Annotated in this window: 35 protein-coding genes and 1 tRNA gene; 2 read left to right on the top strand and 34 right to left on the bottom strand. The window is 61.0% G+C overall.

All coding sequences use genetic code 11. The features are described from left to right. Positions 1–58 precede the first annotated feature (58 nt). From Absy_RS03740 to Absy_RS03605, 28 genes are all read right to left on the bottom strand, one after another. Positions 59–382: a hypothetical protein gene (locus tag Absy_RS03740; RefSeq protein ID WP_048853359.1), complete on the bottom strand. Its 324-nt coding sequence runs from the start codon at positions 380–382 to the stop codon at positions 59–61. 1 nt (position 383) lies between these two features. Beyond that, positions 384–1,796 (bottom strand): hypothetical protein, encoded by a 1,413-nt coding sequence (locus tag Absy_RS12710; RefSeq protein ID WP_245614711.1) that lies wholly within the window; start codon positions 1,794–1,796, stop codon positions 384–386. A 2-nt stretch (positions 1,797–1,798) separates the two neighbouring features. Then, a complete protein-coding gene (locus tag Absy_RS03730) occupies positions 1,799–2,371 on the bottom strand; it encodes a DUF2612 domain-containing protein (protein ID WP_048853358.1) in 573 nt (190 codons plus the stop codon). Next, the gene (locus Absy_RS03725; RefSeq protein ID WP_048853357.1) at positions 2,371–3,612 is read right to left on the bottom strand and encodes a baseplate J/gp47 family protein; all 1,242 of its coding nucleotides are present in this window, start codon (positions 3,610–3,612) and stop codon (positions 2,371–2,373) included. The genes Absy_RS03730 and Absy_RS03725 overlap by 1 nt, the downstream gene beginning before the upstream one ends. Then, positions 3,599–3,952, bottom strand: a complete 354-nt coding sequence (locus Absy_RS03720) for a hypothetical protein (RefSeq protein ID WP_048853356.1) — start codon at positions 3,950–3,952, stop codon at positions 3,599–3,601. The genes Absy_RS03725 and Absy_RS03720 overlap by 14 nt, the downstream gene beginning before the upstream one ends. A gap of 72 nt (positions 3,953–4,024) precedes the next feature. Continuing rightward, positions 4,025–4,666: a Gp138 family membrane-puncturing spike protein gene (locus tag Absy_RS03715; RefSeq protein WP_052945695.1), complete on the bottom strand. Its 642-nt coding sequence runs from the start codon at positions 4,664–4,666 to the stop codon at positions 4,025–4,027. Further along, positions 4,656–5,675: a baseplate hub protein gene (locus Absy_RS03710; protein ID WP_048853354.1), complete on the bottom strand. Its 1,020-nt coding sequence runs from the start codon at positions 5,673–5,675 to the stop codon at positions 4,656–4,658. Before Absy_RS03710 ends, Absy_RS03715 begins: the two co-directional genes overlap by 11 nt. Beyond that, positions 5,665–5,970: a phage baseplate plug family protein gene (locus Absy_RS03705; RefSeq protein WP_048853353.1), complete on the bottom strand. Its 306-nt coding sequence runs from the start codon at positions 5,968–5,970 to the stop codon at positions 5,665–5,667. The genes Absy_RS03710 and Absy_RS03705 overlap by 11 nt, the downstream gene beginning before the upstream one ends. After that, positions 5,971–6,684, bottom strand: a complete 714-nt coding sequence (locus tag Absy_RS03700; protein ID WP_084596868.1) for a hypothetical protein — start codon at positions 6,682–6,684, stop codon at positions 5,971–5,973. Between the two features lie 139 nt (positions 6,685–6,823). After that, complete coding sequence (locus tag Absy_RS03695) at positions 6,824–7,621, bottom strand: DNA/RNA non-specific endonuclease (RefSeq protein WP_245614710.1); 798 nt, start codon at positions 7,619–7,621, stop codon at positions 6,824–6,826. A 33-nt stretch (positions 7,622–7,654) separates the two neighbouring features. After that, positions 7,655–9,043 (bottom strand): hypothetical protein, encoded by a 1,389-nt coding sequence (locus Absy_RS03690; RefSeq protein WP_048853351.1) that lies wholly within the window; start codon positions 9,041–9,043, stop codon positions 7,655–7,657. 109 nt (positions 9,044–9,152) lie between these two features. Further along, on the bottom strand, positions 9,153–9,644 hold the full coding sequence (locus Absy_RS03685; RefSeq protein ID WP_048853350.1) for a hypothetical protein: 492 nt from the start codon (positions 9,642–9,644) through the stop codon (positions 9,153–9,155). Further along, entirely contained in the window at positions 9,644–10,078 is a 435-nt protein-coding gene (locus Absy_RS03680; RefSeq protein ID WP_048853349.1) for a phage tail fiber protein, read from the bottom strand. The genes Absy_RS03685 and Absy_RS03680 overlap by 1 nt, the downstream gene beginning before the upstream one ends. Before the next feature lie 2 nt (positions 10,079–10,080). Beyond that, positions 10,081–11,244: a DUF3383 family protein gene (locus Absy_RS03675; RefSeq protein WP_048853348.1), complete on the bottom strand. Its 1,164-nt coding sequence runs from the start codon at positions 11,242–11,244 to the stop codon at positions 10,081–10,083. A 4-nt stretch (positions 11,245–11,248) separates the two neighbouring features. After that, the gene (locus tag Absy_RS03670) at positions 11,249–11,809 is read right to left on the bottom strand and encodes a phage neck terminator protein (RefSeq protein ID WP_048853347.1); all 561 of its coding nucleotides are present in this window, start codon (positions 11,807–11,809) and stop codon (positions 11,249–11,251) included. Continuing rightward, on the bottom strand, positions 11,764–12,144 hold the full coding sequence (locus tag Absy_RS03665; protein ID WP_148315532.1) for a hypothetical protein: 381 nt from the start codon (positions 12,142–12,144) through the stop codon (positions 11,764–11,766). Before Absy_RS03665 ends, Absy_RS03670 begins: the two co-directional genes overlap by 46 nt. A gap of 25 nt (positions 12,145–12,169) precedes the next feature. Beyond that, positions 12,170–12,613 (bottom strand): DUF4054 domain-containing protein, encoded by a 444-nt coding sequence (locus Absy_RS03660; protein WP_048853345.1) that lies wholly within the window; start codon positions 12,611–12,613, stop codon positions 12,170–12,172. Then, positions 12,613–13,053: a hypothetical protein gene (locus Absy_RS03655; protein WP_048853344.1), complete on the bottom strand. Its 441-nt coding sequence runs from the start codon at positions 13,051–13,053 to the stop codon at positions 12,613–12,615. Before Absy_RS03655 ends, Absy_RS03660 begins: the two co-directional genes overlap by 1 nt. A 5-nt stretch (positions 13,054–13,058) precedes the next feature. Next, on the bottom strand, positions 13,059–14,120 hold the full coding sequence (locus Absy_RS03650; RefSeq protein ID WP_048853343.1) for a DUF2184 domain-containing protein: 1,062 nt from the start codon (positions 14,118–14,120) through the stop codon (positions 13,059–13,061). 6 nt (positions 14,121–14,126) lie between these two features. Next, positions 14,127–14,669 carry a structural cement protein Gp24 gene (locus Absy_RS03645; RefSeq protein ID WP_048853342.1) on the bottom strand — a complete coding sequence of 181 codons (543 nt, stop codon included), beginning with the start codon at positions 14,667–14,669 and terminating at the stop codon, positions 14,127–14,129. A gap of 18 nt (positions 14,670–14,687) precedes the next feature. Beyond that, entirely contained in the window at positions 14,688–15,905 is a 1,218-nt protein-coding gene (locus Absy_RS03640; protein WP_048853341.1) for a DUF2213 domain-containing protein, read from the bottom strand. A 50-nt stretch (positions 15,906–15,955) separates the two neighbouring features. Beyond that, a complete protein-coding gene (locus Absy_RS03635) occupies positions 15,956–17,584 on the bottom strand; it encodes a phage portal protein (RefSeq protein ID WP_048853340.1) in 1,629 nt (542 codons plus the stop codon). A 6-nt stretch (positions 17,585–17,590) separates the two neighbouring features. After that, the gene (locus Absy_RS03630; protein ID WP_048853339.1) at positions 17,591–18,844 is read right to left on the bottom strand and encodes a PBSX family phage terminase large subunit; all 1,254 of its coding nucleotides are present in this window, start codon (positions 18,842–18,844) and stop codon (positions 17,591–17,593) included. Then, a complete protein-coding gene (locus Absy_RS03625) occupies positions 18,841–19,302 on the bottom strand; it encodes a terminase small subunit-like protein (RefSeq protein WP_048853338.1) in 462 nt (153 codons plus the stop codon). The genes Absy_RS03630 and Absy_RS03625 overlap by 4 nt, the downstream gene beginning before the upstream one ends. Beyond that, on the bottom strand, positions 19,238–19,657 hold the full coding sequence (locus Absy_RS03620) for a hypothetical protein (RefSeq protein WP_146802549.1): 420 nt from the start codon (positions 19,655–19,657) through the stop codon (positions 19,238–19,240). The genes Absy_RS03625 and Absy_RS03620 overlap by 65 nt, the downstream gene beginning before the upstream one ends. A gap of 202 nt (positions 19,658–19,859) precedes the next feature. Beyond that, positions 19,860–20,471, bottom strand: coding sequence for a hypothetical protein (locus Absy_RS03615; RefSeq protein ID WP_052945694.1), 612 nt, complete (start codon positions 20,469–20,471; stop codon positions 19,860–19,862). 65 nt (positions 20,472–20,536) lie between these two features. Continuing rightward, a complete protein-coding gene (locus Absy_RS03610) occupies positions 20,537–21,124 on the bottom strand; it encodes a hypothetical protein (protein ID WP_048853336.1) in 588 nt (195 codons plus the stop codon). Further along, entirely contained in the window at positions 21,121–21,960 is an 840-nt protein-coding gene (locus Absy_RS03605; protein ID WP_052945693.1) for a DUF1376 domain-containing protein, read from the bottom strand. Before Absy_RS03605 ends, Absy_RS03610 begins: the two co-directional genes overlap by 4 nt. 54 nt (positions 21,961–22,014) lie before the next feature. On the opposite strand from Absy_RS03605, the gene Absy_RS03600 reads away from it, so the two are divergent. After that, complete coding sequence (locus Absy_RS03600) at positions 22,015–22,827, top strand: S24 family peptidase (RefSeq protein WP_245614709.1); 813 nt, start codon at positions 22,015–22,017, stop codon at positions 22,825–22,827. Positions 22,828–22,936: 109 nt separating this feature from the next. Next, positions 22,937–23,248 (top strand): hypothetical protein, encoded by a 312-nt coding sequence (locus tag Absy_RS03595; protein ID WP_048853335.1) that lies wholly within the window; start codon positions 22,937–22,939, stop codon positions 23,246–23,248. Positions 23,249–23,288: 40 nt separating this feature from the next. Here Absy_RS03595 and Absy_RS12850 read toward each other — a convergent pair whose 3' ends face one another. From Absy_RS12850 to Absy_RS03570, 6 genes are all read right to left on the bottom strand, one after another. Next, a complete protein-coding gene (locus Absy_RS12850; RefSeq protein WP_257006353.1) occupies positions 23,289–23,411 on the bottom strand; it encodes a hypothetical protein in 123 nt (40 codons plus the stop codon). 21 nt (positions 23,412–23,432) lie between these two features. Beyond that, positions 23,433–23,633 (bottom strand): hypothetical protein, encoded by a 201-nt coding sequence (locus Absy_RS03590; protein WP_048853334.1) that lies wholly within the window; start codon positions 23,631–23,633, stop codon positions 23,433–23,435. Positions 23,634–23,636: 3 nt separating this feature from the next. Further along, positions 23,637–24,095 carry a hypothetical protein gene (locus Absy_RS03585; protein ID WP_245614707.1) on the bottom strand — a complete coding sequence of 153 codons (459 nt, stop codon included), beginning with the start codon at positions 24,093–24,095 and terminating at the stop codon, positions 23,637–23,639. Positions 24,096–24,348: 253 nt separating this feature from the next. Further along, the gene (locus Absy_RS03580) at positions 24,349–24,735 is read right to left on the bottom strand and encodes a hypothetical protein (RefSeq protein ID WP_146802551.1); all 387 of its coding nucleotides are present in this window, start codon (positions 24,733–24,735) and stop codon (positions 24,349–24,351) included. Positions 24,736–25,137: 402 nt separating this feature from the next. Further along, the gene (locus Absy_RS03575; RefSeq protein ID WP_048853332.1) at positions 25,138–25,638 is read right to left on the bottom strand and encodes a hypothetical protein; all 501 of its coding nucleotides are present in this window, start codon (positions 25,636–25,638) and stop codon (positions 25,138–25,140) included. Positions 25,639–25,952: 314 nt separating this feature from the next. Beyond that, positions 25,953–26,028, bottom strand: a tRNA-Lys gene (locus Absy_RS03570). Between the last annotated feature and the right edge of the window lie 95 nt (positions 26,029–26,123).

Raw genomic sequence — 26,123 nt, 5'->3', positions numbered from 1 at the left:
GGGCATAAAAAAAACCGCCCTGCCGGGCGGCAAAAATAATCAGCACACTGGTGCGGAGCTAGGCCGTGGCCGTACTCCCCTGTGTGCTGGCTGATGTGCTGGTTGATGTGCCTTGCGCGGCCTCATCCGCTGGAAGCGCGTAGGTCTGCACCTTGCCATCCTTGATGATCTGGTTGACCAGACTACGCGCACTCCACGCGGCATCGGTCTGGGCAACCAGATCGGATGCAGCAGGAAGCCACGCCGGAGCGGAGGAGAACATGGCCACATCCACCCAGCCAACGGTTGGGTCACCCCCAAGTGTTACGGTGGTGTTGGCATAGGCATAGTAGCGGTCAGGGTAGCTTGTGGCCCACCATGGTTTTGAGTCCTGAGTTGTCATCTTACACACCCGTTACAGAAACAGTAATTGTGACCGGCCCGGACCCTACAATGTAAACCTGAAAACCCGTGGCCGTTACGTTATAGACCGCGTTATCCCTGTCCACCCGCTCTCCAATGGTAATCTGGGGTGGAACAGGCGTTGCGGAAAACGCTATGGGGAATGTGACCGTATTCTGGTCACTGACCGATACGGAGAAAGTCTGTGTCAGCACATTACCGATTTTTGTGTAATACCCACCCGCAAGCGTGCCGGATGTGGGCAGGTCGGACAGCACCGCCCCTGTTCCCGCCGGGCAAAGCAGACGCCCCCCATTGTATGCGGTCTGCGGCAGTTCGTAGATGGAAAAATTGGTGCCATCGTAAATATAATGCAGCATGGAATAATGCGACCCCGCATATTCCCGTAGGGCAATCTGGTAGATGGTACCGTTGGGGGATGTCCCCTTGATCAGATCCGTATCGTAGGTGCTGCCTGTAACTTCCGTATAAACACCCACAGTTGCATACTGGTTGCCAGTAATGGTCTGCTGGCCTGTTAGGGTGTTTCCCCCACTCAGGTTGGCTTTTGTGGTGTTCAGCGTATTGTCTGCTGCCTGCCGGGCGGTGGCTTCTGCCGCCACATGGGTTTGCAACGTGGCATCGGCACTGGTCCGGGCGGTTGCCTCGGCTGCCAGACTGCTGGTCAGGGTGGTTATGGCGGATGCACGTGCAGTGGCCTCATCATTAATCTGGCCATGCAAGGTATTATCCGCCAAAAGCCGTGTCTGGGCCTCGGTGTTTATGCTGGACTGCAATGTGGCATCGGCGTTGGTGCGTGCGGTGGTCTCGGCCTCCATCTGCGCGACTGTTGGCAGGGCGAGCCATACCAGACCGTTTGGCCCCACATACCCAAAAACCGGGTTCTCCTCACGCATGAACAGGGAGCGCCCCGCGTAATCGCTGGTTTGCGAAATACCATAGCTGGAGGAGATAAACGCCCCGCCCGCCCAGTCCTGCGTTGCATAACCTGCAAACAGGGACTGCCACGCAGCCCCTGCTGCACCGGGGGTGCTCACATTGGCATCCGCTGTGCTGACCCAAAAAGCACCGGGCGTGCTGCCCCCCACAAGGGCCCCCGCCGGATACCCGCCAATATTCTGGGCAAAGTTTGCATCAAATGGCCCCAGGTAGCCAGTCTGCAACACGCTTATGGCGGAGGAGAGCAGGTTGAGCAGGCCGTTCATATCCTGCCCGCGTGGGGGCTCGCCCCCTGCTGCGCGGGCAACAAAGGTTTCTGGGGGAAAACCAAGAGCAACCGAGGCCTTACCATCCCCCGCCGTTGCCTGTACTGGCGGAATGGTTGCAATATTCCCCGCAGCCGCGGCCGCGCCAATGGGCGTGCCAAACAGCTTGCGATCATCTGTGCTTTTCATGTTCAGTCACTTTGTATGGAGTAAGCCACGCTCACACCGGCAGGGCGGGGCAGAACACCGCTGTTCTGAATAATGCTGACCTGCACGGCAGTTGGCACAAATTTAAAAACGTAGGTTATGGTCATATCGCCATTATCGCGCACATAGGCATCGCCCTGCCCGGCAAACAGCGTGGTCAGGATTGTGTTAAGCGCAATAACCGACCCATCGGATATATTAGCCAGCGCCTTGGCATAAATAAGCTGGCGGTATCCATCGTCCGCCAGCCGGTAATTGTTGGTTGCATCCCCACCGCTGTACCACGGCACCTGCCCAAACCCTTCCTGCGTCAGATCCGAGGATTCAAAAAAACCAAGGTAGGACTGGGCCGATAAGCTCAACACGCGGGGAACACCAACAATACGCCCCCAGACATCCAGCCCGTAACCCTGTGCGGTTTGCAGGTTCCATACCAGCTGGTACCATTGTGCAATCAGGCTCGCGGGGTCCAGCATCTGGTTCCAGCCTGCAATAAGGGTCTGTATGCGTGGCGCATTGGCGTATTGGGAGAGCAGGGTTTGCCGGACATTCTGCATTAGCGCACCACCACACTCACAGTTGCGGCAGAAACAACGGCAATCTGATCCAGCCCCATCTGCACCGTAAACCCGGTAGGATTCTGGGCAAGACCTACGGTAACATCAACAATTTTTATCCACGCCCCCAAACCGGACAGGCTGGCGTAAAAGCGACTGGCATAAACCATGCCCCCAATAGGCACACGCTGTGCACCCACCGCCCCATTAAAGGCCGCCACAATGGCCGCCTGTGCATCCGCCCCGGCAGTGGAGGGCACGTCCGTGCCCGCAGCCAGCACAACCGCCACATACACCGGCACAGCCTGCGCGCGCGTAAACTGCACGGTATAGGCGGGTGGTGTGGCATAGCTGGCGTTCGGGTCCACCACCGTAACTCTGGTTGTGCCTGTGCTGGCGCAACCGGGTGGTTTTTTGCGCAATATGGCAAGGGCCACATCCGCATCCGCCCCACCGTTAACACACACATACAGACTGTGCGCGGGCAGGTTGACCCCACCCACAGTAACAGCCTGGGCCGTGCTGTTATCGGTCACATAAGCATCGCTCACACCTGTAACGGACAGGACCTCCCCCGCCAGTGCATCCAGCGGGCCAACAGCATTGCGGGCAACCGTCTGCTGCCGCCGCTGCTCAAAGGCCTGCCGCCCTTCCACCGCGACCCCGGTTACACCAGCCGCCGCATTGCTGATGCTGGTCAGCCCCACGACCGACTGGTACACTCCAATGCTCTGGGGCGGGCACTCCACAGCCCCCGTTACCGTGCACGAAAACGTGCCAACGCCAGAACCCGTAGCATCAAGCACAATGGCGCTATCGGCCGCATAGGTCCTGGCGCTGCCATCCTGCACCAGTGTGCCTTGCGGCACCGTTGTGCCCGCAGCCCCCAGACACTGGCAGGTCACAACCGTAGCGGTCGCGGGCTTACGGGTCATAAAATACAGATTTCCAATGGCATCCTGCATTCTGCCAGAGGCCCGCTCCGGGTCCACACCGTTGAACAGCGCCAGCATCTGGTCGTACGCATCGCCCACAATAGCGGTCAGCGACATGGCAAGCTGGCCCTGCGGGGTGGACAGGTCGGTGTTGAGCACATTGCCAAAAGCGGCGTTCATATCGGCCAGAACACCAGCCAGAACAGCGCTTTCCGCCGGGGCCACAAAGCCTGCATCGGTCATGGTGGGGGCTGGCACGGACGTAGTGCCCACACTAGCCACATCCAGACTGCTAGAACCCGACATGCTGCACATCCCCCGATGTTGTGGAAACCACAATAGCCCCCGAAAGCTGGCGGTTGGCGCCAAGGCCGGTCAGCACGCACCGGGCGGCGGCAACACCAGCCACGGCACTGGCGGCCTGCTCGGCCTGTAACCGAAAAACCGGAGCCGCCTGTGTGCGGGCCAGAATATGCTGCCGGTATGGCAGGCCAATACCAGTATTGTAGTAACACTCCCCCGCAAAAACCCTTATGGCAGAAGCAACATTCTGGCATATGGCATACGACCCGGTTGCAACGGCCATATTGCCGCTGGCATCGGGCAGCAGGTCCCATGTTGTGCGGTCAAGCAGCAGCGTGTTCATGGTGCCTCAACAAAAAAAGCCGCCCAAAAGGCGGCATGTTGTAAAAAATAAAGGAATAAACAGGTTTTTCCATTAGTGCGGCACACCCGTCTGACCAGACCCGGGCTGCACGCCTGTATGGGTATGGTTGTGCAGGCTGATCTGCCCAGCCTGCACATCCCCTTCGGCGGCAAGGCTGCCTGCTACCTGTGTGGCGCAGTTAATCTGGCACTGTGTGGCGTTTACAATAAAACGTCCGGCTGTGTGCACCACAAAGTCTTCCCCCACCCATCCGGCATATTCCTGCGGGGCGGCATTTAAAAACCCGCCAATATACAGGGAATCTGCGTAATCATGCTGGCGGTAGGAACCGGGGGCCGCGGGCTGGCGTGTGGCCTTTACACTTGCTATATCCCGCCCGCACACAATAATAGCCCCGATATCCCCCACCGCCGGATCACAGATCAGGGCGCGCCGCCCGCCCTGCAGGCGCAGGTAAGGTACATTGTGAATAAGACCATGCGGCACGGTGCGGCCTGCACCATCCTGCTGGTGTACCATGGGCTGCACATCCACCATGCCCACGGGGTCCAGCCCGCTGCCACGCACGGCGCGCACCTGCACCACCGCCGTAGCCCCCAGCATGGCCAGAATCCGCCGAATAGCCGCATTGGTGGCATTAAAGGCACTTGCCCCGTCCTCCGCCCGCAGGGAGCCTACCAGTTTATCTTGCAAAAGCCTGTCCGGCAAAGTCTGGCCTTGCCGCCTCTACTGTTGTGAACCACGCCCCACCCGGTCGCTCGGTTTGCAGGTCGTGGCGCACGTTCTGCACAACCCACAGGCCGCTGGCCGGGACCATAACGCCCGAAGCCCGTGCGCCCTGTGTGAGTGCCCCCTGTGCAGACTGCTGCCCTGCCACGGTCTGTGGGCTGGTAGGCTGGGCGGCCAAAGCTGCCGTGCCAGTTTGCAAACATACCGTATCGCGGTAGCGGATGGAGGGGTTGAACACGGTCTGGAACACCACCCCATACTGGCTGTAACTGGGGTAGCCTACCAGACCGGTCTGCACATTCACCCTTATCGCCTGTGCATCTGCCTGCGCCACCATGGCACCGGGCCATATGGCTAACGCCCCCACCCCAATCTGGTAGGCAATCCGTGCTGCGCGTGCGCAGCTATCCACCTGCTCGGCCACGGAGCCTTTGTAATACACGCCCCCGCGCAACAGGGTCTGCACACCGTAATTGGTAAAATCCAGCCCGGCCTTGGCCGCCAAAAGCTGCATAATGGTCACCACCGGCACATCCTGCGCGAACGATGTGGGGGCAACCGGCACAGCCGCTGGCAATGCGCCAGAAAAAGCCCGCAGCTCAAACGCCACATCCGGACTATTGGCGTAATCCACAAAAGCCTCGACCACACCACCATGGAACACAACCGGCTTTTGCTCCGCCCCCTGCCCCGTGCTTTGCCCGGCCAAAATGGTAACGGTGTTGCGCGTTTGGGCAGCCATACCCGTCTGCAGGACCGAAAGCTGGTTAAGCAATGGCTGGGCCAGCCCTTCCACCCGCAGGGTGCAGGCCATGCCACTTTCCAGACCTGTGCTTGTAATCTGGCAATGTATGCAATACCCGCTCAGGGTTATGGTCTCTGCTCCGTTCTGGCCAAAGCCGTCCTGCGCAAGGGTGAGCACCACATCCACCTGTTTAGCGCTTAATGTGGCATCCTGCGCGTTATCCAACATGGCTGCCCTCCGCATAAACAAGCACAAACCGGCTGCCCAGCCCGCTGTAATCCGGGTCCTGCGTGCCCTGTGTATCGGCAAAGGCCAGATCTCCGGGCAGGGCGCTGGGGGTTTTGCGCACAAGCCATGTGCGGTCCTGGCACAGCACACCAGCCAGCACGGGCTGGTCATCCAGCCAGAGGGAAGCATACAGCCCGGTTGCGCGCTGTTGCAGGTCCAGCCGCACGGCATAGCCAGAAAGGGGAACCCGCAGGCTCTGGTAAGCAACAGCGCTTAAAGGAATAACAACTGCCATTTACTGGTACCCCGTTACGTCCATATTGGACGCAAGTGCCTGCACATGCCCCCCATTGCGCACGGCCTGCCCCTGTGGGTAGGCCGTGCCCGCTACGGTAGCGCTGGCACCCAGCCGCACCTCCTGCACGCTCAGTTCGGCCAGCAGCAGGGTCACACCCTGATGGACCTCACGCCGGAGCCGGTAGCCGGTTACGTTCACATTGGCATAAACGGCTTCGGGCATAACAATGTGGTAAAGCCCAAGATCTGCAACCAGACTATCCAATGCCGCCATAAACAGCGAGCGTGTCTGCAATGTGCTGGAAAAACCATCAAACCCCAGACCACCCAGCAGGTCCCCCAGTGCGCTGGCACTCCCCAGTTCCATACTGGAACCATCGCACAGCATTTCCACCTCGTACAAACCCGGTACCCGCACCTTGTTGTAGGAGAGGAAGGATCCATCCTCCAGCGGTGCGTTGGCAATCTGGCACTGGCTCTGCACCCCCAGCGCGCGCACATGCCCCGATGTAAGGACGGGCCTGTTATCGTTTGTAAAAATGCCCCACTGGCGCTCGGCCTGTGCCAGAAGAGCGGCATCAAACGCGGAGGCAACCGCTGCGGACGCAGAGGCCACCTCCCCCGCTCTGGCGGACTGGCCCAGCAGGGCAGGCACCCCCACAGCCACGGGAACATCCCATACCGAAGGAAGACTGACGGGTAGCAATGGCATGATGGCAAACTCCATCCCTGTAATCATGTGTGGTAATCATGCGGGGTATTGTGCAGCGGGGCCGGGCACAAAAAACAGGCACAAAAAAAGCGGCCATAAGGCCGCGTGCTGTACGGTATGATCTGGCCATACAGGCCGCCTATGGCGCGGGCAGCCGCCACGCCTGCGCCTTGACCGGGTCCGAAACAGCGGGAAACGGGTCCACCCCCACATTGCGGATGAGGGTTTGCACCGTCACCTGGTCGCAATGGGGGTGAACAGGCACGTTCTTGCACACATAAACCCCTGCCCTGTTGCGCGCAGGCGCGTAAACCGCCTTCCAGACCGAACTGGGCACATACACATGGTCATGCCCCACAGTGGCAATGGGCCGTAAATGAAAAGCAGGCCCGGTCACCACGTATAAGGTGCCCTCCCTGCGGGCCAGCAGGCGCACGCGCTTTTCCAGCCGTGCCCATATTCCCTTGTTCAGCACGGAAGCCTGCGGAACAATGTTGGACAGGGCATAGGTCTGGGCCTGTGCCTGCGCGTTTGGCTGGTCGCCACTGGGGGCCATATGCCCGCGTTCGTAGGGTTTGGAGCGGCGGTAATCGCTCAGTTCCGCGCCACCGGGCCATCGGGGGTCTGCATAAAAATGCCCCGAACGCGGCACCTGAGCCGCCTGCGCCAGATCCTGCGCGCGCAAATGCTCCGCCACCCAGAGCGGACCGTGCGATACGGTCGAGGCAAGGGCCGCATACCCGCTATTGCACAACAGGGTTGTTCCCTGCTCCAGCGCAGGGCGGGTCAGTACGGGCAGGCGGTTACCAACCCCGAACGCATCGCACTGCTGTTCTTCCGCCAGAACGGGAGAAACACAAAAACACCATGCCACAAAAGCTAAAAACACACGCATGGGCAAACCATAAACCAGATTGCCCCGCACCAGAATAGCCATACCCCACAAACCCGCCCCAACCGGGCACAAAGCCTAGAACTGCCCCAGATTGGCCTGCCGCGCCTGCATACGCAGTGTGCCCATGCGCCGCTCCAGCTCATCCCCTATGGCCTGTGGCGTGCTGCCGCTGGCGTTAACGGTAATGTGGGCCTGCACGGCCGGGCCGGGCTGCACCTGTGCGGGGGCTGCTGCCATACTGGCGACCTGCACGGCATTTGCGGTCGCACGCAGGTAGTCCATCCCCCACGGAGCAGGCTGCGCCAGACCTGCGCCATTCATTCCCTGTGGCTTCTGCCCCGCAGAAGGTCTTTTTTCATTCAGGCTACGGGGGGGAAGGCCAGAGGCCCTGCCCTGCTCCGCACCGTAGGCCGCCACAAGAGCGGCCGCCAAAGTGGGCGCAAGCATAAACGCCGGAGCGGACGATAAGCCCTGCCGGGGCAAAGCGGCATAAGAAGCCAAAAATTGACGCATGGTTTTCTGCCCCCTCCGGTCTGGTTCATGCGCCACAGCCGCATGGCCAAACAGCATGGCCACGGCATGGTGCCCCGGATCGCCCCAAGGGCGTTGCACCATTCCCCCGGTGCCTGTTCCCCCAGCCCCCGTGTGCAAAACTCCGGGCCAGCGCCCTCCATGGCCCGCGGGCCCATATACGCGCCCACTGGTTGCCCCACTGGCGGCCCCATTGGCCTGCTCATGCGCATCCCCTGTGCCGGGTTGCAGCACCGCTGCCCATACCAAACCCTGCCGCGCCAGCCCCACGGGTAGCACACGTGCAGGCATGGTGCGCGCATGGCCCACAGCCCTACGGCGCAGCCGCCCTGCATGGGCCTGCCGGGGCAGCGGGGCTTCCCCCGTTTTTGCCACAGGCTCCGCTGCCTTCCCCCCAGCTGCGGGGGAACGCCCTGCTGCACCATCTTCCACACTCTGGTCGTCTGGTGCGTGGTCCCCTGCTGCTCTGGTGCGGGTTGGGTGGAGGGGTCTGGGCCTCCTCCGCCCCTCGGCCCCGGTCCGGGCTGGCGGGGCGGAACGGGGCCACAGATGTTGGGCTGATCCGCTGCCTTCCTCCGCCCTGTAGGGTGCATCCACCGCCGCACGCTGCCGCTGGTGGATGGGGGCTGTGGGCCCTGCACGCATAATGGGGCGCATAATCCGCCGCCCCACCACCCGTGCGGGCACACCCTCCACCGCAGGTGGGTCTGCCCGCAAACCAGCCAGAATGGCGGAAACAAGGGCTGCCAGCGCCGTATGCCCATCCGCCCCGCCGCCATGCAGCACAGGCGTAAAAGAAGCCCCCACCAGCACGGACAGCACGGCCCGCATACGGGCGACCTCCGCCATACCCCCTGCGTGACCCGCCTGCGCTCCCCCCTGTGTGGAAGCACGCGCCAACGTGGAGGCAAGCCATTGTGTAAGCGTTGCCATTGCATTTACCTGTTAAATCGTTTGACCAGAGCAAGCTCCAGCAGGTTTTCAAAATCCTCGCTGTCATACACACTCTGGAGGTCATGCAGGCTGGCCAGCCCTTCCATCATCACCAGCGCATATCGCTCGTTGATATTGGGGCATCGGGCAAGGGCACGCTGGTTCCGCTGTGCAGCAGCGCCGACAGAAGGGAAAACAACGGCCCGACGCCCTTGAAAAAATCCACATGCAGGGCAAATGCTTCCTTCTGGAGCCAGCCAACTGTGGGAATTTCTTCCAGATCGCTCTCATCAAGCGGGCGGCGCACCGCCGCGTTGCGGGGGTCTGGCTGCACCGTTACGCACTGCATAAGGCGGGCCAGCAGCCCATCCATCCGCGCGGGGTCCATGGCCCCAAAAATGCCAATGCCCACGGCGGCAAGGCCCGCAAGCCCCGCATCTTCCTCCAGGCCAGGAATATCCGCGCCCGAGGCAATGGCCGCCTGCAGGCAATGCCGCCCCCACTGGTCCGCCTCCATGGCGGACATACGGGTAATAACAAATGTTTTGCCCTTATCCGCCCCTTCCATGGGAACGGTCACGCTCACCTGCCGGATTGCCATTACAGCCCCGCCGGGTAAATAGCCTGCCACAGAATGGAAAAATGCCGGTCTCCCAGCATCCGCCCCGCACCGGGCATGGGCGCCATAGCCTGCAACACGCCATTGACCATGGTGTATTTGCGGCCTGTGGAGGTCAGGGTAATTTCTCCCCCCAAACGGTAGAGCGTGCGTGCGGTCTGCTGGGCGGTCATAATGGCCTCAAACACCAGAACGCTCTCGCTCGCAGCCGAGAGCACAATGGTCTGGTCCACAGGCTCGGGCACAAAACCCGCGTTCAGGTACCCATCGATCGACATCTGGGTCTGTGCGCAGTGTTGTGCCCCTACGTCCCACGCATGGTCGGTCGCAAAGTTCTTGAGTGTGACAGGCGCATTATAAAGCCCCGGCACCGTAATGGTAAAAATGGCATTGGCTGCCGAAATATCGAGCGCCATGGTTACTGCACCTCAACACTGTTCAGGGTAATGGCCTGCACGCTCTGCCCATCCGCGTACCACAGGCGGGCGGGGGGCGTTGTGCGTGCAACACGGTAGGACGCCGCAGCTGTGGCAACATTGGGCTGGAAGTACCACCCCCGCGTAGCCACGCTATCTGCCGCCGTAGCAACGGAAGATGCGTTGTTAATCTGCTGTTTTTGCGTTGTGCTCAACACCACACCGGGCTGGATGGCCCCAAAATCCAGCGCCTGTGTAATGGTTGCCTGCACACTGGCGGCCACCAGCGTATCGCCTTCCGTATTGTATGGAATTTGCCCGGTGTTGAGCAAAAGGGTGATCAGGTCCGATGTGAGGCTGGCATTGAGCCAGATCTGGTTGATGTAACTGTCCGCCCACAAAAACGGGCCAGATACACAACCGGGCCGCATAAACTGGAAGGTGCTGGTTGCATTGGCATAAGCACCATAAAAATTGTAGCCATTATCGAGCAATGTTGCGGCCATGCCACCATCGGCCACCGGCGGGATAACCTGGCCCGAGGCATCCTGCACCATGGCCAGTGTCTGCCGCCCACCCGTGGTGCCAAAGGAGAGGGACGCCATCCACCCCAGACACAAGGCAGCGGAGAGCGGGTCGTTGTACACAACGCTTACGCCGCTCAGGTTCTGGTTTTTAAGCCATACACCAAATGCGCTCCCGCTTTTCTGGGTTGTGGCCTGCACGTCTGTATCCCACAGCACGCCCCACAGGGTATTGTTCTGCAACGCCACCCATTCGGCCATGGCCTGCTTGTCGGCCAGAACCGGCTCAAACGCCGGGGCAAAGCCGTTCCATGTGGCATTGGCCGCCCGCAGTGCATCCATCTGCTCTGCCACGGTGGAGGTGGTTGTGGGGTTTGCATAACCGCCAAACAGCAGGCGGGCGGGGGTCATGACCGCATTGGTGTACCCTGCAAAATAGACGCAGGCCATCGTGTATTCTACGGACTCGGTGCCAAATGCCGCGCCCACATCGGCCGCAGTAGTAAAAGCCCGGACCGTGCCAGCCGGTACGGCAGCCACATTGATGCTGAGTACAAGGCCGGTCAGGGCGTTCAGGCTGCCTCCGGCGGCAAGTACACCGGGGGTGACCTTAACAATGGTGGAAATGGGAATGCCAGCCACAGCGTTACTCCTCTGGCGGGGCGGTCACATCTGCCGACAGGGCAGTGACCGAAAGGGTTGTTGCAAAATCCTGAGCAATGCTCAGCCGGAATGTGACCTGCATGTGCAGGTCCACGCTCCAGTTCTGTTCGTATTGGTGTTCGCCGTCCCGGAATTCGGACTGGCATGGTGGCCCCACATCCAGCGGCACAAGCTGGAACGGCAGGGGCGCAAAAAACGCAACGGCCTGCGGGTCGCGCCACAGGGCGGTAATGGCCTGCACGTATCCGCCAGCCTGTGGGCCAAACAGACCAAGCTGCAAGCCCAGTTCCACAGGTTCGCATACCTCCCGCGTGGTGGGGGTGTACGACCAGCTATTGGTGGCAAGCCGGGTACGCCGGGTAATGGTCAGGGTAACAAAAGGCACTGGGGGGGACGCCACACGGTTCTGCTGGCCCTGCACCACCTGCACACCGGCTGGGAGCAGGGCCAGCAGCCAGTTCCTTACCGCACTGTAAATCTGTGCATCTGTGGGGGTTGCTACGCAACCGGGCTGTTCTGGCGTGTTACCAGCACCTTCGACCATTCGCCCTCCCCCCACTGTTCAAGGGACTGGGTAACAAGCCAGTCCGCTCCATAAAACTGCAAAATATCGCCTCCGCACTGCAACGGTCTGTTCAGGGCGTGTACGGTGGCAGGCACGTACACCACGCGCCTGTCCGCCTGCCGGGCAAGCCCCTGCACCTGCTGAAGGTCCTCCCCTGCCAGTGCCTGCACTTCCACCTGCACGGGCAGGGGGGTGTAGGTCGGGGTTTGCGTGCCATCGGCATTGGTTACGCTGCCTGTGCTGGCCATAAGGGTTGCCGCAACACAGGGGTTGACTGCACGGGTCAGCCGGCCAGCCAGAGCAAAAATCTGCACAACGGAACTCCCGGTTATGGAAAAATCAGGGCCATATACGTGGCATTTGCGGTCCACCGGGCACATAGCGTGCCTGCCGCAGGCCCCGCGTAGCGGCCCAGAAGGAGGCTCCATACTGGGTTTGTGCAAACCACTCAGCCCGCTCTGGCTGGGAGCCATAATGGGTTGTTACCGACACACTCCCCCTGCTGGCCGCACTCACACGCCCGACCAGCCCCCCCATACCGCCCTGCTCCTGTGGCAGGCCAAGGGTTGCAATATGGGCCACCAGCAAGCCCAGCAGCACAGTCCGCCTGCCAACATCTGGCACCGGACCTGCGGGCGTGTTGGGCAGGTAAAGTGTTGCCTGCTCAAAACACGCCTGTGCCTGCGCCGCCCCTACATAGCCTGCCAGTTCGGCAAACCGTGCGGACCATGCCGTGTAGTCAAACACCACAACGCCCGGCACGGCAGGCGCGGTACCATCCATCAGGCCACATCCCTGGCAAAGGGGGTTACACCGGGCAGGCCCTGTGGTTCCAGCCCTTCCAGCCCGCTACGGTGCTGGCCACGCTCGGCCAGTTCCGCAGCGGCATCCTCCGCACGGGGCTGGGCAAAGATCAGTCCGTTTTTGAGGGGTAGAAAATGCGGGTTCTGCGCACACCATGCCTGCCAGAAGCTGGCATCCACCTCCGTGCGCCCGCCCATGCCCAGCAACAGGTTATCCCGCGCATGGTAGCGCGGGTCGGCCTTGGCCCCGTTCAGCCGCACACTGGCGACAGGTCTGGGCGGGGCCATAACCGGCGTGGATGCACTGGCCCGTGCAGCCAGTGCATCCACATCGTACAGGTCCAGCACAAGCCCTGCGGGCATACGGCAGATAACCGTAACCGTGGCACTGGTCCGGGGGGTATTGGGTGCTGCTGCCATATGCTTTAAATCCCTGCCATGGTCACACAGGCCTGCGGGTAGAACCAGATGGTCCCCCACGTACCCTGCGATTTTTTCTGCCGGAAGCTGGAAGAATACCGCTCCACGGCATGGGCGCGCAGTTTTTCGGTAAAGGCGGTGGTTACGGACTGCTGGCCTTCCACCTCGCGCACAAAAAGCTGCATTAACGTGGTTGTCGCCTGACCACCGCTTAATGTGGCCCCTGCTTCTGGCAGGGTTTGAATGCTCAGGTTGGGCAGGTTCTTCTTCAACAGATCACTCAGCGCGACCTGATAGCTGTTGGTGTACAGCAGGCACTGCTGCCGCTCGGTGGGAATAACCAGCGTGAGCGGTGCTTCAAGCGTGAGGTTCCCCCCCATCTGTGCGGACAGAACCCCAAAAGCCTTGAGAATATCAGCATAAATCTGAACCGGGTCTGTTGTATCCGCCCATGTGTTGCCTGCCGCTGCCGTGCCAGTGGCCGCAAATTTGGGTGTAGGGGCAATGGCGGGGGGCAGGTTGGGGTCGTTCAGTGCGCCATACAGTTCCAGCCCGGCAATACCAAACAGGTTGATCTGGTTCTGGTTCCTGTTCAGCACGGAGGCGGAGGCAAGGTTCTTCTGGTTCACCCAGTCAATTCTGGCAGCCCCCATGCGCTCGACCTCGCGTTCGCCCCAGCGCGTCCATGTCTGGTAATAAAACGACTGGCGCTGTACCCAGTTGGCGTTGGATTCTACCGTGCCAGCGGGGCTGTAATCATCATACGCTGCGGCATAACCGGAGAGTTCCACAACCGGGAACTGCGCGGTATCGGTTGTCCAGTCGCCTTTGCGGGCAGTGCCGTAAATGGCCTCCGAGCGGGTGGGTGTGACCAGCGCGCGAATAACCACCGGGTCCGTGTAGGTGGTAAACAGAGCGGGAATGCCGCTGTTGGGTGCGGTTACAGCACTACTGGCAGGCAAGGCTGCATCCTGCGCCAGTTCGGAAAAATACCGGCTGACACCACTCAGATGAATACCCCAGTCCCGTTCAAGGGCGGGTGCATCCTGGCGGAAAAATGTGTTCATGATCCCTTAGTTCCCTGTGCCAGATGATGTGGCGGTTGTGCTCCGCGCCCCTGCCAGCGGGCCTGTAATAATAATGGGCAGCCCGGCGGCCCCGCCCTGCGCCACGGACCAGCCCGTATCCACCGTGCCGGTTGGTGCGCTCCCCCCGGCAGCACACTGGAGCGTGCCGTTGATGGTGGAGGCATAAACAGCCTGCCCCACCGTGGCGTCCGTGCTGGCAAGGGCAAACACATCGCCCCCCTGCGCCAGACCAACCATAAAACCCTGTGCAATGGTCATGGTGTTTTGCTGGAGGTACTGCGTGGCCTGCCCCTGCTGCGCACGCACAACAAACCCGGTGGGAACAGCCTTGGGGCTGGCGGCATCGGGCGTGTTCAGCACGGTTGTGCCATCCGCCTGCACCCAGGCGAAGGCGGCAACCGCAACCCCACCCGCACCGGCGCAAAACCCGTTCTGCCCCGGCACAACCATGCGCTGGGGGTTCTGGCTGGCCCATGCACCGGGGAACCCGGCAGGCCAGCCATAATGGACTGTATTGGGAAAAGGCATTGCCTCTGCCTCCTTCTTTTAAAGTTTGCGTGGCGCATGAACGCCAAAGCGGGTTGCAACACAGGCCGCATGATCGGCCGCACCCACAACACCACCAGACACACCGCCACCCCCGGACACACCACCCGTTGCCCCGGCCCCAAGGCAGGCCAGCACCAGCGCTTTAAGCCCCGGCTCGTTCACACCTTCGGTCTGCACCCCCTGTTCGGTCAGGGCGTAGCGCAGAATATCGGCTGCACTGTCCATGCCCAGCACATCGCCCACCAGCGGGCGCACAAGGGTGCGGGCCTCCTGCGTGTGCTGGTTACGCTGCCGCTCGGCGGCAAGGGCTGCGGCCACCGCACTGTGCACTGCGGCATCCTGCGCGGTTGCGGGGGGCGGGGTTTGGCCCTCCCTGCCCGCGGGTGCGCCACAGGCGGGGGGGGCTGCGGTGGCACCTGTGGCCGCACCAGCAGCCGTGCCGCTTTTGGCCCCGGCCACCGGCTGGCTTGTGGGCAGGCGGGGCGGTTCTTCCGCGGGGTCCTGCGGCACGGGCGCAACCGGCACCCCATTGTGCTTAAACCATGCCCCCAGCTCGGCCATGCTGGCGGTCATGGCCAGTGCGCCAGAGGCAAACGCCGTGCCAAGGCGGGCAAAGACCTGCCCGGCCGTGGGGGCTGCGTGTTCTTGAACCATAGCAATATCCTTTGGTTTGGCATCCGCCACCAGCACATCCGGTCCGGCGCGCCCACTGGGCACAAGGGCCACATGGTTGCCGCGGATGTTGGTCATACGCCCGTCATACGGCTGGCCTTCAAATTGCCCTGCCTCCATGACCGGCGTGTAGCGGTACGCGCAGGAGAGTTCGCGCTGCGCGCCCGAGCGGATGTTGTGAATGGCCCCGGCATTCCAGATTGCCAGGGAATTGGTCAGATACGGGCTGGTAAAGGTGGCGTTTGTACCCGTGGTCCCCACCACCAGCTCCGCTCTTGGTGCCTGCGCGGTCACATGGGCATGTTCGGCCAGAACCGGCAGGGCGTTAAAGGTCGGGGCTGCACGCGCCAGTTCCTCCGGGTCGCGCAGCAGGTGGTAGAGCCTGTCCGGGTCAAGGCCAAGGCTCTGCGCCCCCGGTATTTCGCGCCCGTAATAGGCGTTGACCGTGGCCTTGCTTATGGGGGTGGCGGCCACGTACAGGCGACCATCCTCATCCGTCATGCGGACCGACCCCATGCGGTCCTGCGCCAATATGTTTTTCATGCTGTTCTGCTCTGTTTGCCCTTGCGCATTCTGCCCGGAACTGTTGGTGGCTATGCCGTGGTACGGCCCAGCATGGGCTGTGCCAGACCTGCGGTGCGGTACAGGCTGTGTGCATCCGCAGCCTCACGCGCGCGGGCCTCGTGCGGGGTTATTTTTCCAGACTGGATATTGGCTGTATCCATATCGGTTTTTGTTTTTTCCACCGCTGCGGCCTCCTGCTCGGACATCTGCCACAGGGGCACAAATTCGAAGTCCAGATCCGGGTCTATGCTTCCCCACAGGTTCAACTGCACAAGCTGGAACAGACTGCGCAGAACGGGGGCCATGTGCGCCTCCTGAAAAGCGGCGATCTCATCATAAAAAACCCTGATCTCCCCTTGCGAGGAGGCATTAAGCCCCTGCGGCTGGATGCCAAACAGCTTGACCAGCGGAATACCCGGAATACCGGCCATAAACTCCTGCGACTGGGCCTGTAGCTCGGCAAGGCCGCTGAGCGGGGCGGATTTAATGTCAAAATCCTCGCTCTCGCGGTCGAGCACAAACGTGCCATTGTTGCTCTGCCACGCGTTCATGGCGGCAACGCGGGCGGTAACACTTTGTGCGTCAATATCCCCATACTGTGCGCTACCATCGGACTGCATGGTGGCGCTCATGTCGGTTTTTAAAATCTTGGTGGCATAGTTGCTCACCATATCCGACACAGACTGCCGCGTGCGCAAAAAATTGTGCACATAGGTTTCCAGCATCTGCGGCAGGGCCAGACCACCAAAGTTAAATGCGGGTTTGAGAATGTCCGGCACCTCGTAAGGCACAATCCCCAAAAGTCTGGAACTGTTGACCAGCACCCCCTGCACCCACCAGTCCACCGGGCGGTAGTAATCCGCCCGGAGTGGATTATCCGCATTGTAGCTGTTGGGCGTGGTCCATATGGGGTCTATGTTCACCAGCCGTTCAAGCTGCCCACGCGCCAGACCATGCGGTGTTGCCCGCAGGGGCACCGCCTGCCCCGCATCGTTCAGTGGTACACCGCGCAGACCAATCCAGATATGGCCAATGCCAAAGCCCAGACCATGCACAATCTGCCGGCGCACCACATCGCGCACATGCAGGCGCAAAAATTCCGCCTCCACCGCACGCAGGCGCGCTGCGGTCTGCGCGGCATCCGCCCCCACACCATTGCAGCGGAAGCGCACCCACGCCCGCGTGGCCTCGCGCGCAATAATTTCCACGGGTTTTCTAAACTCGGCACGCAGCATCATGGCGGCCAGCGTGGGGTAGCCCTTAAAGGCAAGCCCCTGCTCCACAAAGCTGGAGGCCATGCCATACTGCCCGGCGGCATAGGCCCCCAAAGCCGCATCCATAGCCAGCGCGCTCCCCCCTGCCCCACGCACGCCACGCGGTGGCTGGTAAGGCTGGAACAGGTGGTCCGCCCGCTCCTGCATGGTGGAAGGCGCATAGGCCGCAGCCCCACCAGCCTGCACCGCCCAGCCAAAAACCGCACCCAGACCTGAACGTTTTTTACCCAGCCTGCCGGTTTTATGGTCCGTCTGCTGCAAAGTGCGCGGCAGAACCGGCTCCCTGCGTGCGCCCCCATGGGGGGTGAGAGTCCGCGCCACACCCCCGCCATGCAGCGTGGATGCGCCAAAACACCCGCGCAGGCGGGCCAACCAGTTTGTCATTGCGTGTTATCCGCCCTTACTGGGATAAAGAATGGTCCGAACAGTGCCCGCATTAAAACGGGGCATTCCGCGCCGGTGGTGAATAACGCCGTCCAGCGCATAGCGCAGGGCATCTATCCAGTGGTTGTGCGCATCCTCCACAATGGGCAGAACATCCCCCGTATCCTTATCAACCCTGTAGGAATACAAACGACATTCCTGCACCAGATGCTTGCAGCGCGGGTGCACCACAATGCGCTCGAACGCCTTGAGCCGGGCTATGCCATCTTCCACACTACCGGGCCATTTTTTGGCAGCACTCATGCGAAAACCATAAATGCGGGCCAAAAAACTTATGGTTTCCGGCCGTGCGCCATCGGCCTTCCACGGCCATTGTCTGGCCTGGGGGATCTGCTCCAGTATGGCGGGTATGGCATCCAGTTCCACGCCAACGCCCCCGGCCTCGTAATCCACATAAAGCACATTGCCCACAATGCAGCAGCGCAGGGCAGCCAGCGGGTCTTTGGCAAACCCCCAGTCCACACCATAATAAAACCGTGCATCCTCCGGCGCGGTAAATGCTGTGACCTCTACCTTGCCTTTAAGAATCTGGGCATCGGCAAAGTTCTGGTAATCTCCCTCCCACACATGGCCGTAATCTTCCGGGCGGCTGCGCTGGTCCTCCTGCCGTTCGGTGGGCAGGGGGCCCTGGTCAAACCACGGGTTATCCGACCAGTTGGCCCGCACGGCCACAAGGTCCGCCCGGTCGGACCCCACCCCCCGGAAAAACGCATCCACGGCATCCGTTGGGTTGCACGGGTTCCACGATGCCCAGATTTCCGCCCCTTTTTTCCGTAAGGTCGGGCGCAACATACGCCAGCTTGCCGCAGAAATGGACTGCGCCTCCTCCACCCATGCCCGGTCAAACCCTTCGAGCGATTTCAGGCTTTCCGCCGTATGGTTCTGCATCCCCTGAAAAACGATTAACCCGTCCCCCGGAGTGCGAATGGCCCGATCCTGCACATCAAAGTAGCGTTGCAGGTTAAACTGGTTGATTTTATCAATAATTAACTGGCGGGATGATAGCTGGGTGGATTTTTGCACCTCACGGATACACACCGTTCTATGCCCTGCAAGGCGCAGGTGCTCCTCCACCACACATTCACCAAAAAAGTGCGACTTGCCCGACCCACGCCCCCCATATGCCCCTTTGTAGCGGCATGGTGCCAGCAAGGGGGCAAAAACCCTTGCCGTGGGAATTTTAAGGCTTGGTCTGCTCATTTTTCCTTTTCCACCAGCGGGGTGGGGTCCACAATCACGCGGCGAATGGTGCGTGGCCTGCCCTGCTCCTGCGCGGGGGGTTCGGCCTGACTTTCGGTCCCGGTTTTTTCGCCGTAGCGGGCAGGCGCGCGTTTGGACATAATCCACTTGAGCGTATCAATCCGCAGGCGCATGGCCGCCGTATCATCCCCGCCAATACTGTGGACTTCCTGCAAAAGCCGGTCCTCAAATGCTTCGGCCGCCAGCATCCGGGCCCGGCCATACCGGCTGGCCAGTGCCGGGCTGGCCCGCAGGGTCTGGCGCATAAGCACCCATGTGGGCATGTCCGGCTGGGTGCTGATCTGGCGCAGGGTCTGCCCCTCCTCCACCAGAGCAAAAACCTGCTCCCACTGCTCAGGCGTAATGGATGGAACGGGGAGTTCTGCTGCGGAAACCGCTGTTTTTTTGCTGGCAGGCATGGGCGTGGCTCTTGTTGCGTGGGGTCATCTGGTGCGGCCAGCCCCCTTCCGCCGTCTGGCTGGTCTGCTCGCGCATGATCATAGTGCGGATACGCTGCATGGCCTCCGGGGGGAGCTGCCCCACAACCGGGCCACGCACGGACCGCTCCTGCACAACACAGCGCACACGCGCCTCTGGTGGCAGGTTGGCCTGTGCGCTTTCGCACCAGGAAAGGGAAATATCGGCCCTGTGGCGTGTTGTTTCGGCTGAAGGTACCAAAAAGCAGAGCAACGCCTGCCCTGCGTGTACACCAACGCACACGGCATCCGTGCGGTGCAGGCGCACCACATCGGCATAGCTGATTGATCTTGTCATGATTTTTCCAAAAAACATGGAAGTCGGTCTGTGCTGCGCACACCGCACGGGCCATAAAAAAAGCCGCCCGAATGGGGCGGCCTGACCGGGCTGGCGCAATAATTCCAATGTAGGTATTTACATACAAAAGCCGCGCGCACAGGGCAAGGAAAAAAATCAGACAAATCAGATTTTTTTTATAATATCCTTTTAACACACCACCCTATTTACCAACCTGTTCCGCAGGATTCCCTGCCTTGTGCGCTATTGTGCGTGCTTTGGCACTCCGGCGCATGGCAGCATAAAACCCCTCCAACTGCTCCAGAAGCATGGCGCACTGGGCCGAAACCTTGAGCCGCGCCCGCGCATCTGACAAATGCGGAAAAATAATTCGTCCGATCTGCATGAATGACATCTCATCCACTAACATCAGCTTCAATCTGACCTCCGCACAGGCCCCCAACGCGTGCCGCACATCCGCCAGCCGCCCGGCCGCATGTGCACGCGTGATCTGCCACGACACATCATCATGCCGGGTTGTGGTATTGGGGGTGTGATTTGCGGGGTATTCAATATGCCCCACGTAGGCAAACACCCAGTCCCTATACCAACGTTCTGCCGCATTGGCGGCATCTTGCGTTATGTCGCGCGCATTCAGTAACGCCTGCACCGTACCCAGCACGCGCAAAGGCGCACCGGCTATGGAATGTTCCTGTGCAAATACGGATTTTTCCATCCGCTCAGGCGTAGGCCCTTCCCCTACGGGTATGGGCAGCAATCCGGCGGGGAGTGCGTGACCCTGTTTTTTGGAAACCTGTGTGCAGGATGTGCTCATTTATATAAAATCCTTGCATGGGCCTGCTGCCACACCACAACGGGGAGCGGGCCAAAATTGCTCAATTATTTGTGATTATGGTCTGATTCAGGGCGGATTTTTGAATAATCCACATTATCCACAGAGTTGTACACAGGCCGCGTGGCGGAAAGCCGCTCCCACTGTGCCCAACGCACAGCCTGCGCCTGCGCGCGGGCCTGCCGGGTATCTGCTTCAGCCACAAGCAGCTTCAGCCGACCATAAGTCACACGGGCCAGACCACACTGCGCCTCCAGCAATGCAACCAGCTGCGCCGCAGATGGAAAAAACGTAAACGCCACCAGCGCGCGGTGCACCGCAGGGCCACGCCATGCCAGCGCAGGCACCCCAGCACAGGCGGCCACAAGGGCAACACACCGCAGTTGCAGCGCCACACCGGGCAGCGGGTTGGCAACGCCTGCATTCAGCATTTCGGCAAACTCCTCTATAACACGGGCGAGTTCTGCATGGGGTAAAGGGGCCAGCGCACGGGCATAGGCTGGCAACGCCGCGCGCGCCTCCTGCTCCAGACTGGGTGCAGGGGCAAACCCACCGGGGCGGAAGCCTTCCAGCATTCCGGCCAATGCCGGGCTGAGCGCGGGCACAGGGCTGGGTGCATGGTGCGGTGTGCTCATGCCTCTTCCCCCCCACCTTTGACCCCTGCCTGTATGGCCCGCCCCTGTGCGGCCTGTGGTGCCTGCGGTGCCTGTGCCTGTGCCTGTGCCTGTGAGTAATCCTGCACGGAGCCAGCCGCTCCGCCACCCTCCGCCGCATGGGTGTTTGCCGCACCACCGGGGGCCAGCCCTGCCGTGCGCTGGAGCAGACGCGCCGCCTGCTCCTCCAGCGGATGGGGGGCACGCCCCGCACCCCGGCCTGCACGCGGCTGACCCTTACCCCGCGTGGCAGATTTACGCACAAAGGGAGAACACTCCTCCTGCCGCGAACGCAGTGAGTGAGTCTCTCTCTCCCTCTCCCTTGCATGTGCGCTGGCAATGCCATGGCATGGTGTGGCCTGCCCTGCTGCGGGCTGGTCATCTGCTTCGGGCGCGCGCGCCCAGCGGCGGGCCGCACGCGCCCGCTGGGCCAGACGGGCCTTCCATGCCTGATTGGCTTTTTCGGCAATAACGGGGTGGTACAACCGCCCGTCCGAGCAGACCAGCCAGCCATGCAGCGCCACCGGCCGCAAAGCCGCCCAGCGCCCACCCGCACCAGACAAATGGGCCAGAACCCGGTCGTTATGTGGCAGGCTGCCCGCAGGCACCTGCTGCCATGCCTTGCACCACAACGCTACAGCACATTTGAACCCATCGCCCGTGCTCAGGGCAAACAGGTCACTATCGAGCAGGCGGCAGGTATCGAGCGGCATAAAGGGTAACCCCCGCAGGTCGCTCTGCGGCGGGGTTAATGGCGGGGGAAGCGCCCCGTACGGCTCTTGCGCCGCATCCGGCAGGCTGGTATGTGCGTTGTTCATGCACACAATGTGCGTACTAAAAACACAAACTGCAAGCGGTTTTTACGCACTGACATGCACGACACTTTTGCCCACAATGCAGGCATGACACAGAACATGGACCAGAATCGGATCACTGACAGGCTTAAAACCCTGCGCGAGCGCGCCGGTTACACGGTTCGCGAGTTCGCGCGCACACTGGGGTACGGAGAGAAGTTTTCCTCCTACCGCATGTACGAAACCACGTATAAAAAAGACGTGTTGCCCCTGCCCATGGTCAAGGCCATGGTGCCGCTGCTCAGTGGCCGGGGCGAGCCGCCCATTACCCCCAACGAGGTCTGGAACCTTGCCGGGGTCAGCGCGGGCGAATCCGGGCTGGTCGCCAGGGTCACACCCCGCCCGGCGCCCCCGCCGCCCAAGCCCGCAACGGAAGCCCTGCCCCCTGCTGGCTCCAACCGGATTGCCATACCTGAATACGATGTGATCACCTCCGCCGGGCCGGGCTGCGTGCCCATACTCTGCGCCCCGCAGGATGGCCTGCGCCCGGTAGAACACTGGACCCTGCCGCGCGGCTACGTTGCCGCTTTTTCCGAAACGCCAGACATGCTGGCCATTGTGCGCGTAGCGGGGGACAGCATGGAGCCGGACTACCAGTCCGGGGACCGGGTGCTGGTGGATACCGCACACCGCATTCCCTCCCCCCCCGGTGTTTATGTGCTGTGGGATGGGTTTGGCCTTGTGCTCAAACGGCTGGAGCTGATCCCCGGTATGGAAGAACCGCGCCGGGTGCGGATTATGAGCATTAACCCCGCCTATTCCACCTACGAGCTGACACTGGATGAAATCAGCATTAACGGCCGGGTTGTTGGAAAATGGACATGGAAGTAACCACACCCGCAACCTGAGCCCCCCTCCACCACACATCTGCGTGTAAGCAGAGCTTGCGTTGTGCGTTTATTATGCACATACTGGCCGCACGATGTTGAGGGAGAGCACTTTGGAACCGCATACGACCTGTTTTAACCCACCCCCAGCGCAGGCCGATGCCTACACCCAAGCTGCCCTGCGCGGCCTGTTCAGCACCGACACCCTGCCCAGCGCCACGGCAGAGGAACTCACCCGGTACGAACAGGCCATACGGCACCTGCGCGCTGCCAGCCACAGCCTGCAATGGCCCTGTTATTCCGATGCCGCCTTTGCCAGAACCCAACACCATTACTGCGAGGAAAGCATAGGCGAGATCGTCCAGACCGTGCGCGACCTGCTGGAGCGCCACATACAGGCACAACGGGCCGCCTTGCGCCCCTGAGCGCCAGCCGCCCGCCCCGGGAACGGGGGCTGTGTTTGCTTCAGTCCCCCGGCCAGCTCCCCTGGTGCCGGGCAAGCAGGCGCAGCGCCACAGCCAGCGCCACCCCTACAAGCCCAACCACACTCCCGCCCAGCACCATACCGCATTCAAAATCCACAGTCATAGCCGCGCGTATCCTACGGGGTCAGGCTGACTGAATGGCGGCATTGTCGGCCTGACATTTGGCAAAAATCGCGGCAATATCTGCATCGGTCGGGCCTGTGCCGTTTTTGCTCTGTTCAATCGCGTTCAAAACCGTGTCGTACGCCTGTGGTCCATATTTTTCGGCCAGCGAGACAACAGTCCCGACCACACCCAATATGGCGCTTATTTCTGCTGCGGTCATGGTTCAGTTCTTTCCAGTTGTTACGGATGCTGTTGTTGTGGTGGGCAGCGCAGATGGGGAGGCTGCCGCAGCAGACGGCACACTGGTGGATGCCGTGCAGCCTGCCGGTGCAGCACCCCCCGCCCTAAGCCCTGCCCAGCAGGTGGAAAACCGGGCAAAATCTGCCTGAAGTGCCGCCACAGCCGTTTCTGTTACCGTGCTGTTGGTCTGAATGGCGTGTTCAAGGTTGGTCAGGGCATCCAGCACGGTCTGGCTGGTTTGCCGGGCCAGATTTTTCTGCACGGTATTCAGGTGCACACCCGGCACACGGTCGGCCATAACATCGGGCATGGGGCTGGCAAGTAAATGGTACGCACTGGCCGTATCGTACACAGCCTGCCGCAATTTGCCCTGTGCGGTTTGCGCGCAGGAGCACAGCAGGCACAGTGCCGCAAGGCTGCCTGCTACAGCAGTTTTTTTCATATTATTTTATCCTGTCAGGAAGAATGATGAGCGTAGTGTGGTGCTGCGCCGCACAACACCAGCCCCGGTTGCCAAGGTACTGGCCGCGGCATCCGCCACACACACGCCAACTGGCATGGTGCCGGGGGGGAGCCATACCGATTGGTGCTTCTGGCTGATGCACCAAGCGATACGCCAGAGGATGCACCTGTAGATGCACCAGTGGAAATCCCTGTAGATATAAGCTTTGATGTACCGGAACAGACCTTGGCAGTTATGCCAGCGGAGCCCCCGGCGGCTGGCTTGTGGCCGGGGTAGCAGGCTGGCCCTCGGCCACACTGGCCGCACCACTGGTCGCTGCTCCAGCGCCAGCAAGACTACCCTTGGCCAGATGCGTTGCCATGTACGGCACTGCGTACTGCACCCCAAGCCCTGCAACACGCACAATCTGATACAGCACGACCAGAACCCGGCTATGTGCAGGGGCTGGTACGGCTGCCGTTATGGCGGCACAGGTTACCATACCAGCACAGATAGCCAGAGCCACGTTCTGGGGAAGCATGGCAAAGAACGAGGGAATAAAAGCAACAATAGCCGCAACCTTGGCAGTGTTACACGTTATGGCACCCGCAGCAGGTGCGTTCTGGCCTGTATTGGCCATACTCAAAACCTCCATTATTCATGGTTGAGCGTTTACCAGCCCCCACACTGCAAAACAGAAGCCCAGATCAGCCAATCCCCCGCCCGTGCAGGCACACCCCTGCACACGCTACGCACACACCCTGCAAAAAAAAATGCTCCCAAAAAAGGAGCATATTCAGGCTAGGGTTTTTAACAGAATGATCGGGAGGAAAAGCCGCAGCACTTCTGGCAGAAGGCGATGCACCACATCGGATTGGGTGCAACACTGGCGACGATACCTTCCCCCATGCCACAAACTGCGCGCAGGTACAAGGGATTTTTATACAGGGTTCAAGACTGGCACATCATGCACACGAACCACCGCAACACCCCCGCAGGGCCTATGCCATTTTACACCAGAAGCACCATGGGCCAGCAAACCTTAAAACGCGCTCCACGCACCACAAGCCACAGCCAGCACAAACGCCACAGGGGGTGTAAGGCTAAGGGAGATCCACGCAGCCCTAAGCCAGCGCCGCCCTTTACCCAGCAGTTTGCTGTTTTCCCCCGTAATAAAGAACACCGTATAGGCCAGCCACAGGCTGGCCTGTGCCTCATCCCGCGTGGGCACATCGGACAGAATGGTATCCACCCCTTCCGGCCCTACATTTTTGGACAGGAGCGGACCCGAATAAAGCCCCACGGCACACAGGCCACCCGTTATGGCAAACCCCAGCGCCAGAAACCCACAGACCAGAGAATACTCCCGCTGCGAACACGCCCCCGCCACAGAAGCGCTGGTCAGGGTAACAGTCAGAACAAGCGCCGATGCCAGGCACCCCTTAACCCTATGGAACGCACGGGCGACCTCGCGGTAACCTGCATCTGCCAGCGCCTTTTTTTCTTTGGCAAGCCATAGGGCAAAGTCTTTATCGTCAGTCATTCCTGCTGTCTCCACGCGGCGATATGCGGCGGTTCAACACAAATTGCAAGATCACGCGGTTCCGCCCACCCCACAGCAACGCACCCACCATCAACCAGCTCCCACCAAGGCCGGATGGGCAAGCGGCTTTCCGCCCCCATCGCAACGGTCGCACGCCACTGACCCGTTGTGGAAACAGCAGGTGACCCCCAGCAACCCTAACGGCAAAAACCCGCCGAAGATGCCAGAGCCATGCCACAGAGCAAAAATAATTATATAACTCTGTTTGATAACCCTGAGCGGATTGGCAGTTTTTAGCGATTTTCTGGAAGGAATGGTGAGCCGGGAGGGACTCGAACCCTCGACCATTCGATTAAAAGTCGAATGCTCTACCGACTGAGCTACCGGCTCACACACAAGATCACGCGGGATCAGTCATCCGTGCGCGATGGGGCTGTTCCTAACCGGATTAACCCCTTGCGTCAAGCGCAGAAAGGCATTTTTCC

This window comes from Acetobacter syzygii, from assembly GCF_000964225.1.
Taxonomy (GTDB): domain Bacteria; phylum Pseudomonadota; class Alphaproteobacteria; order Acetobacterales; family Acetobacteraceae; genus Acetobacter; species Acetobacter syzygii.
Note: the sequence above shows the minus strand (reverse complement) of the source record. Positions and strands in the feature narration are given on the sequence as shown.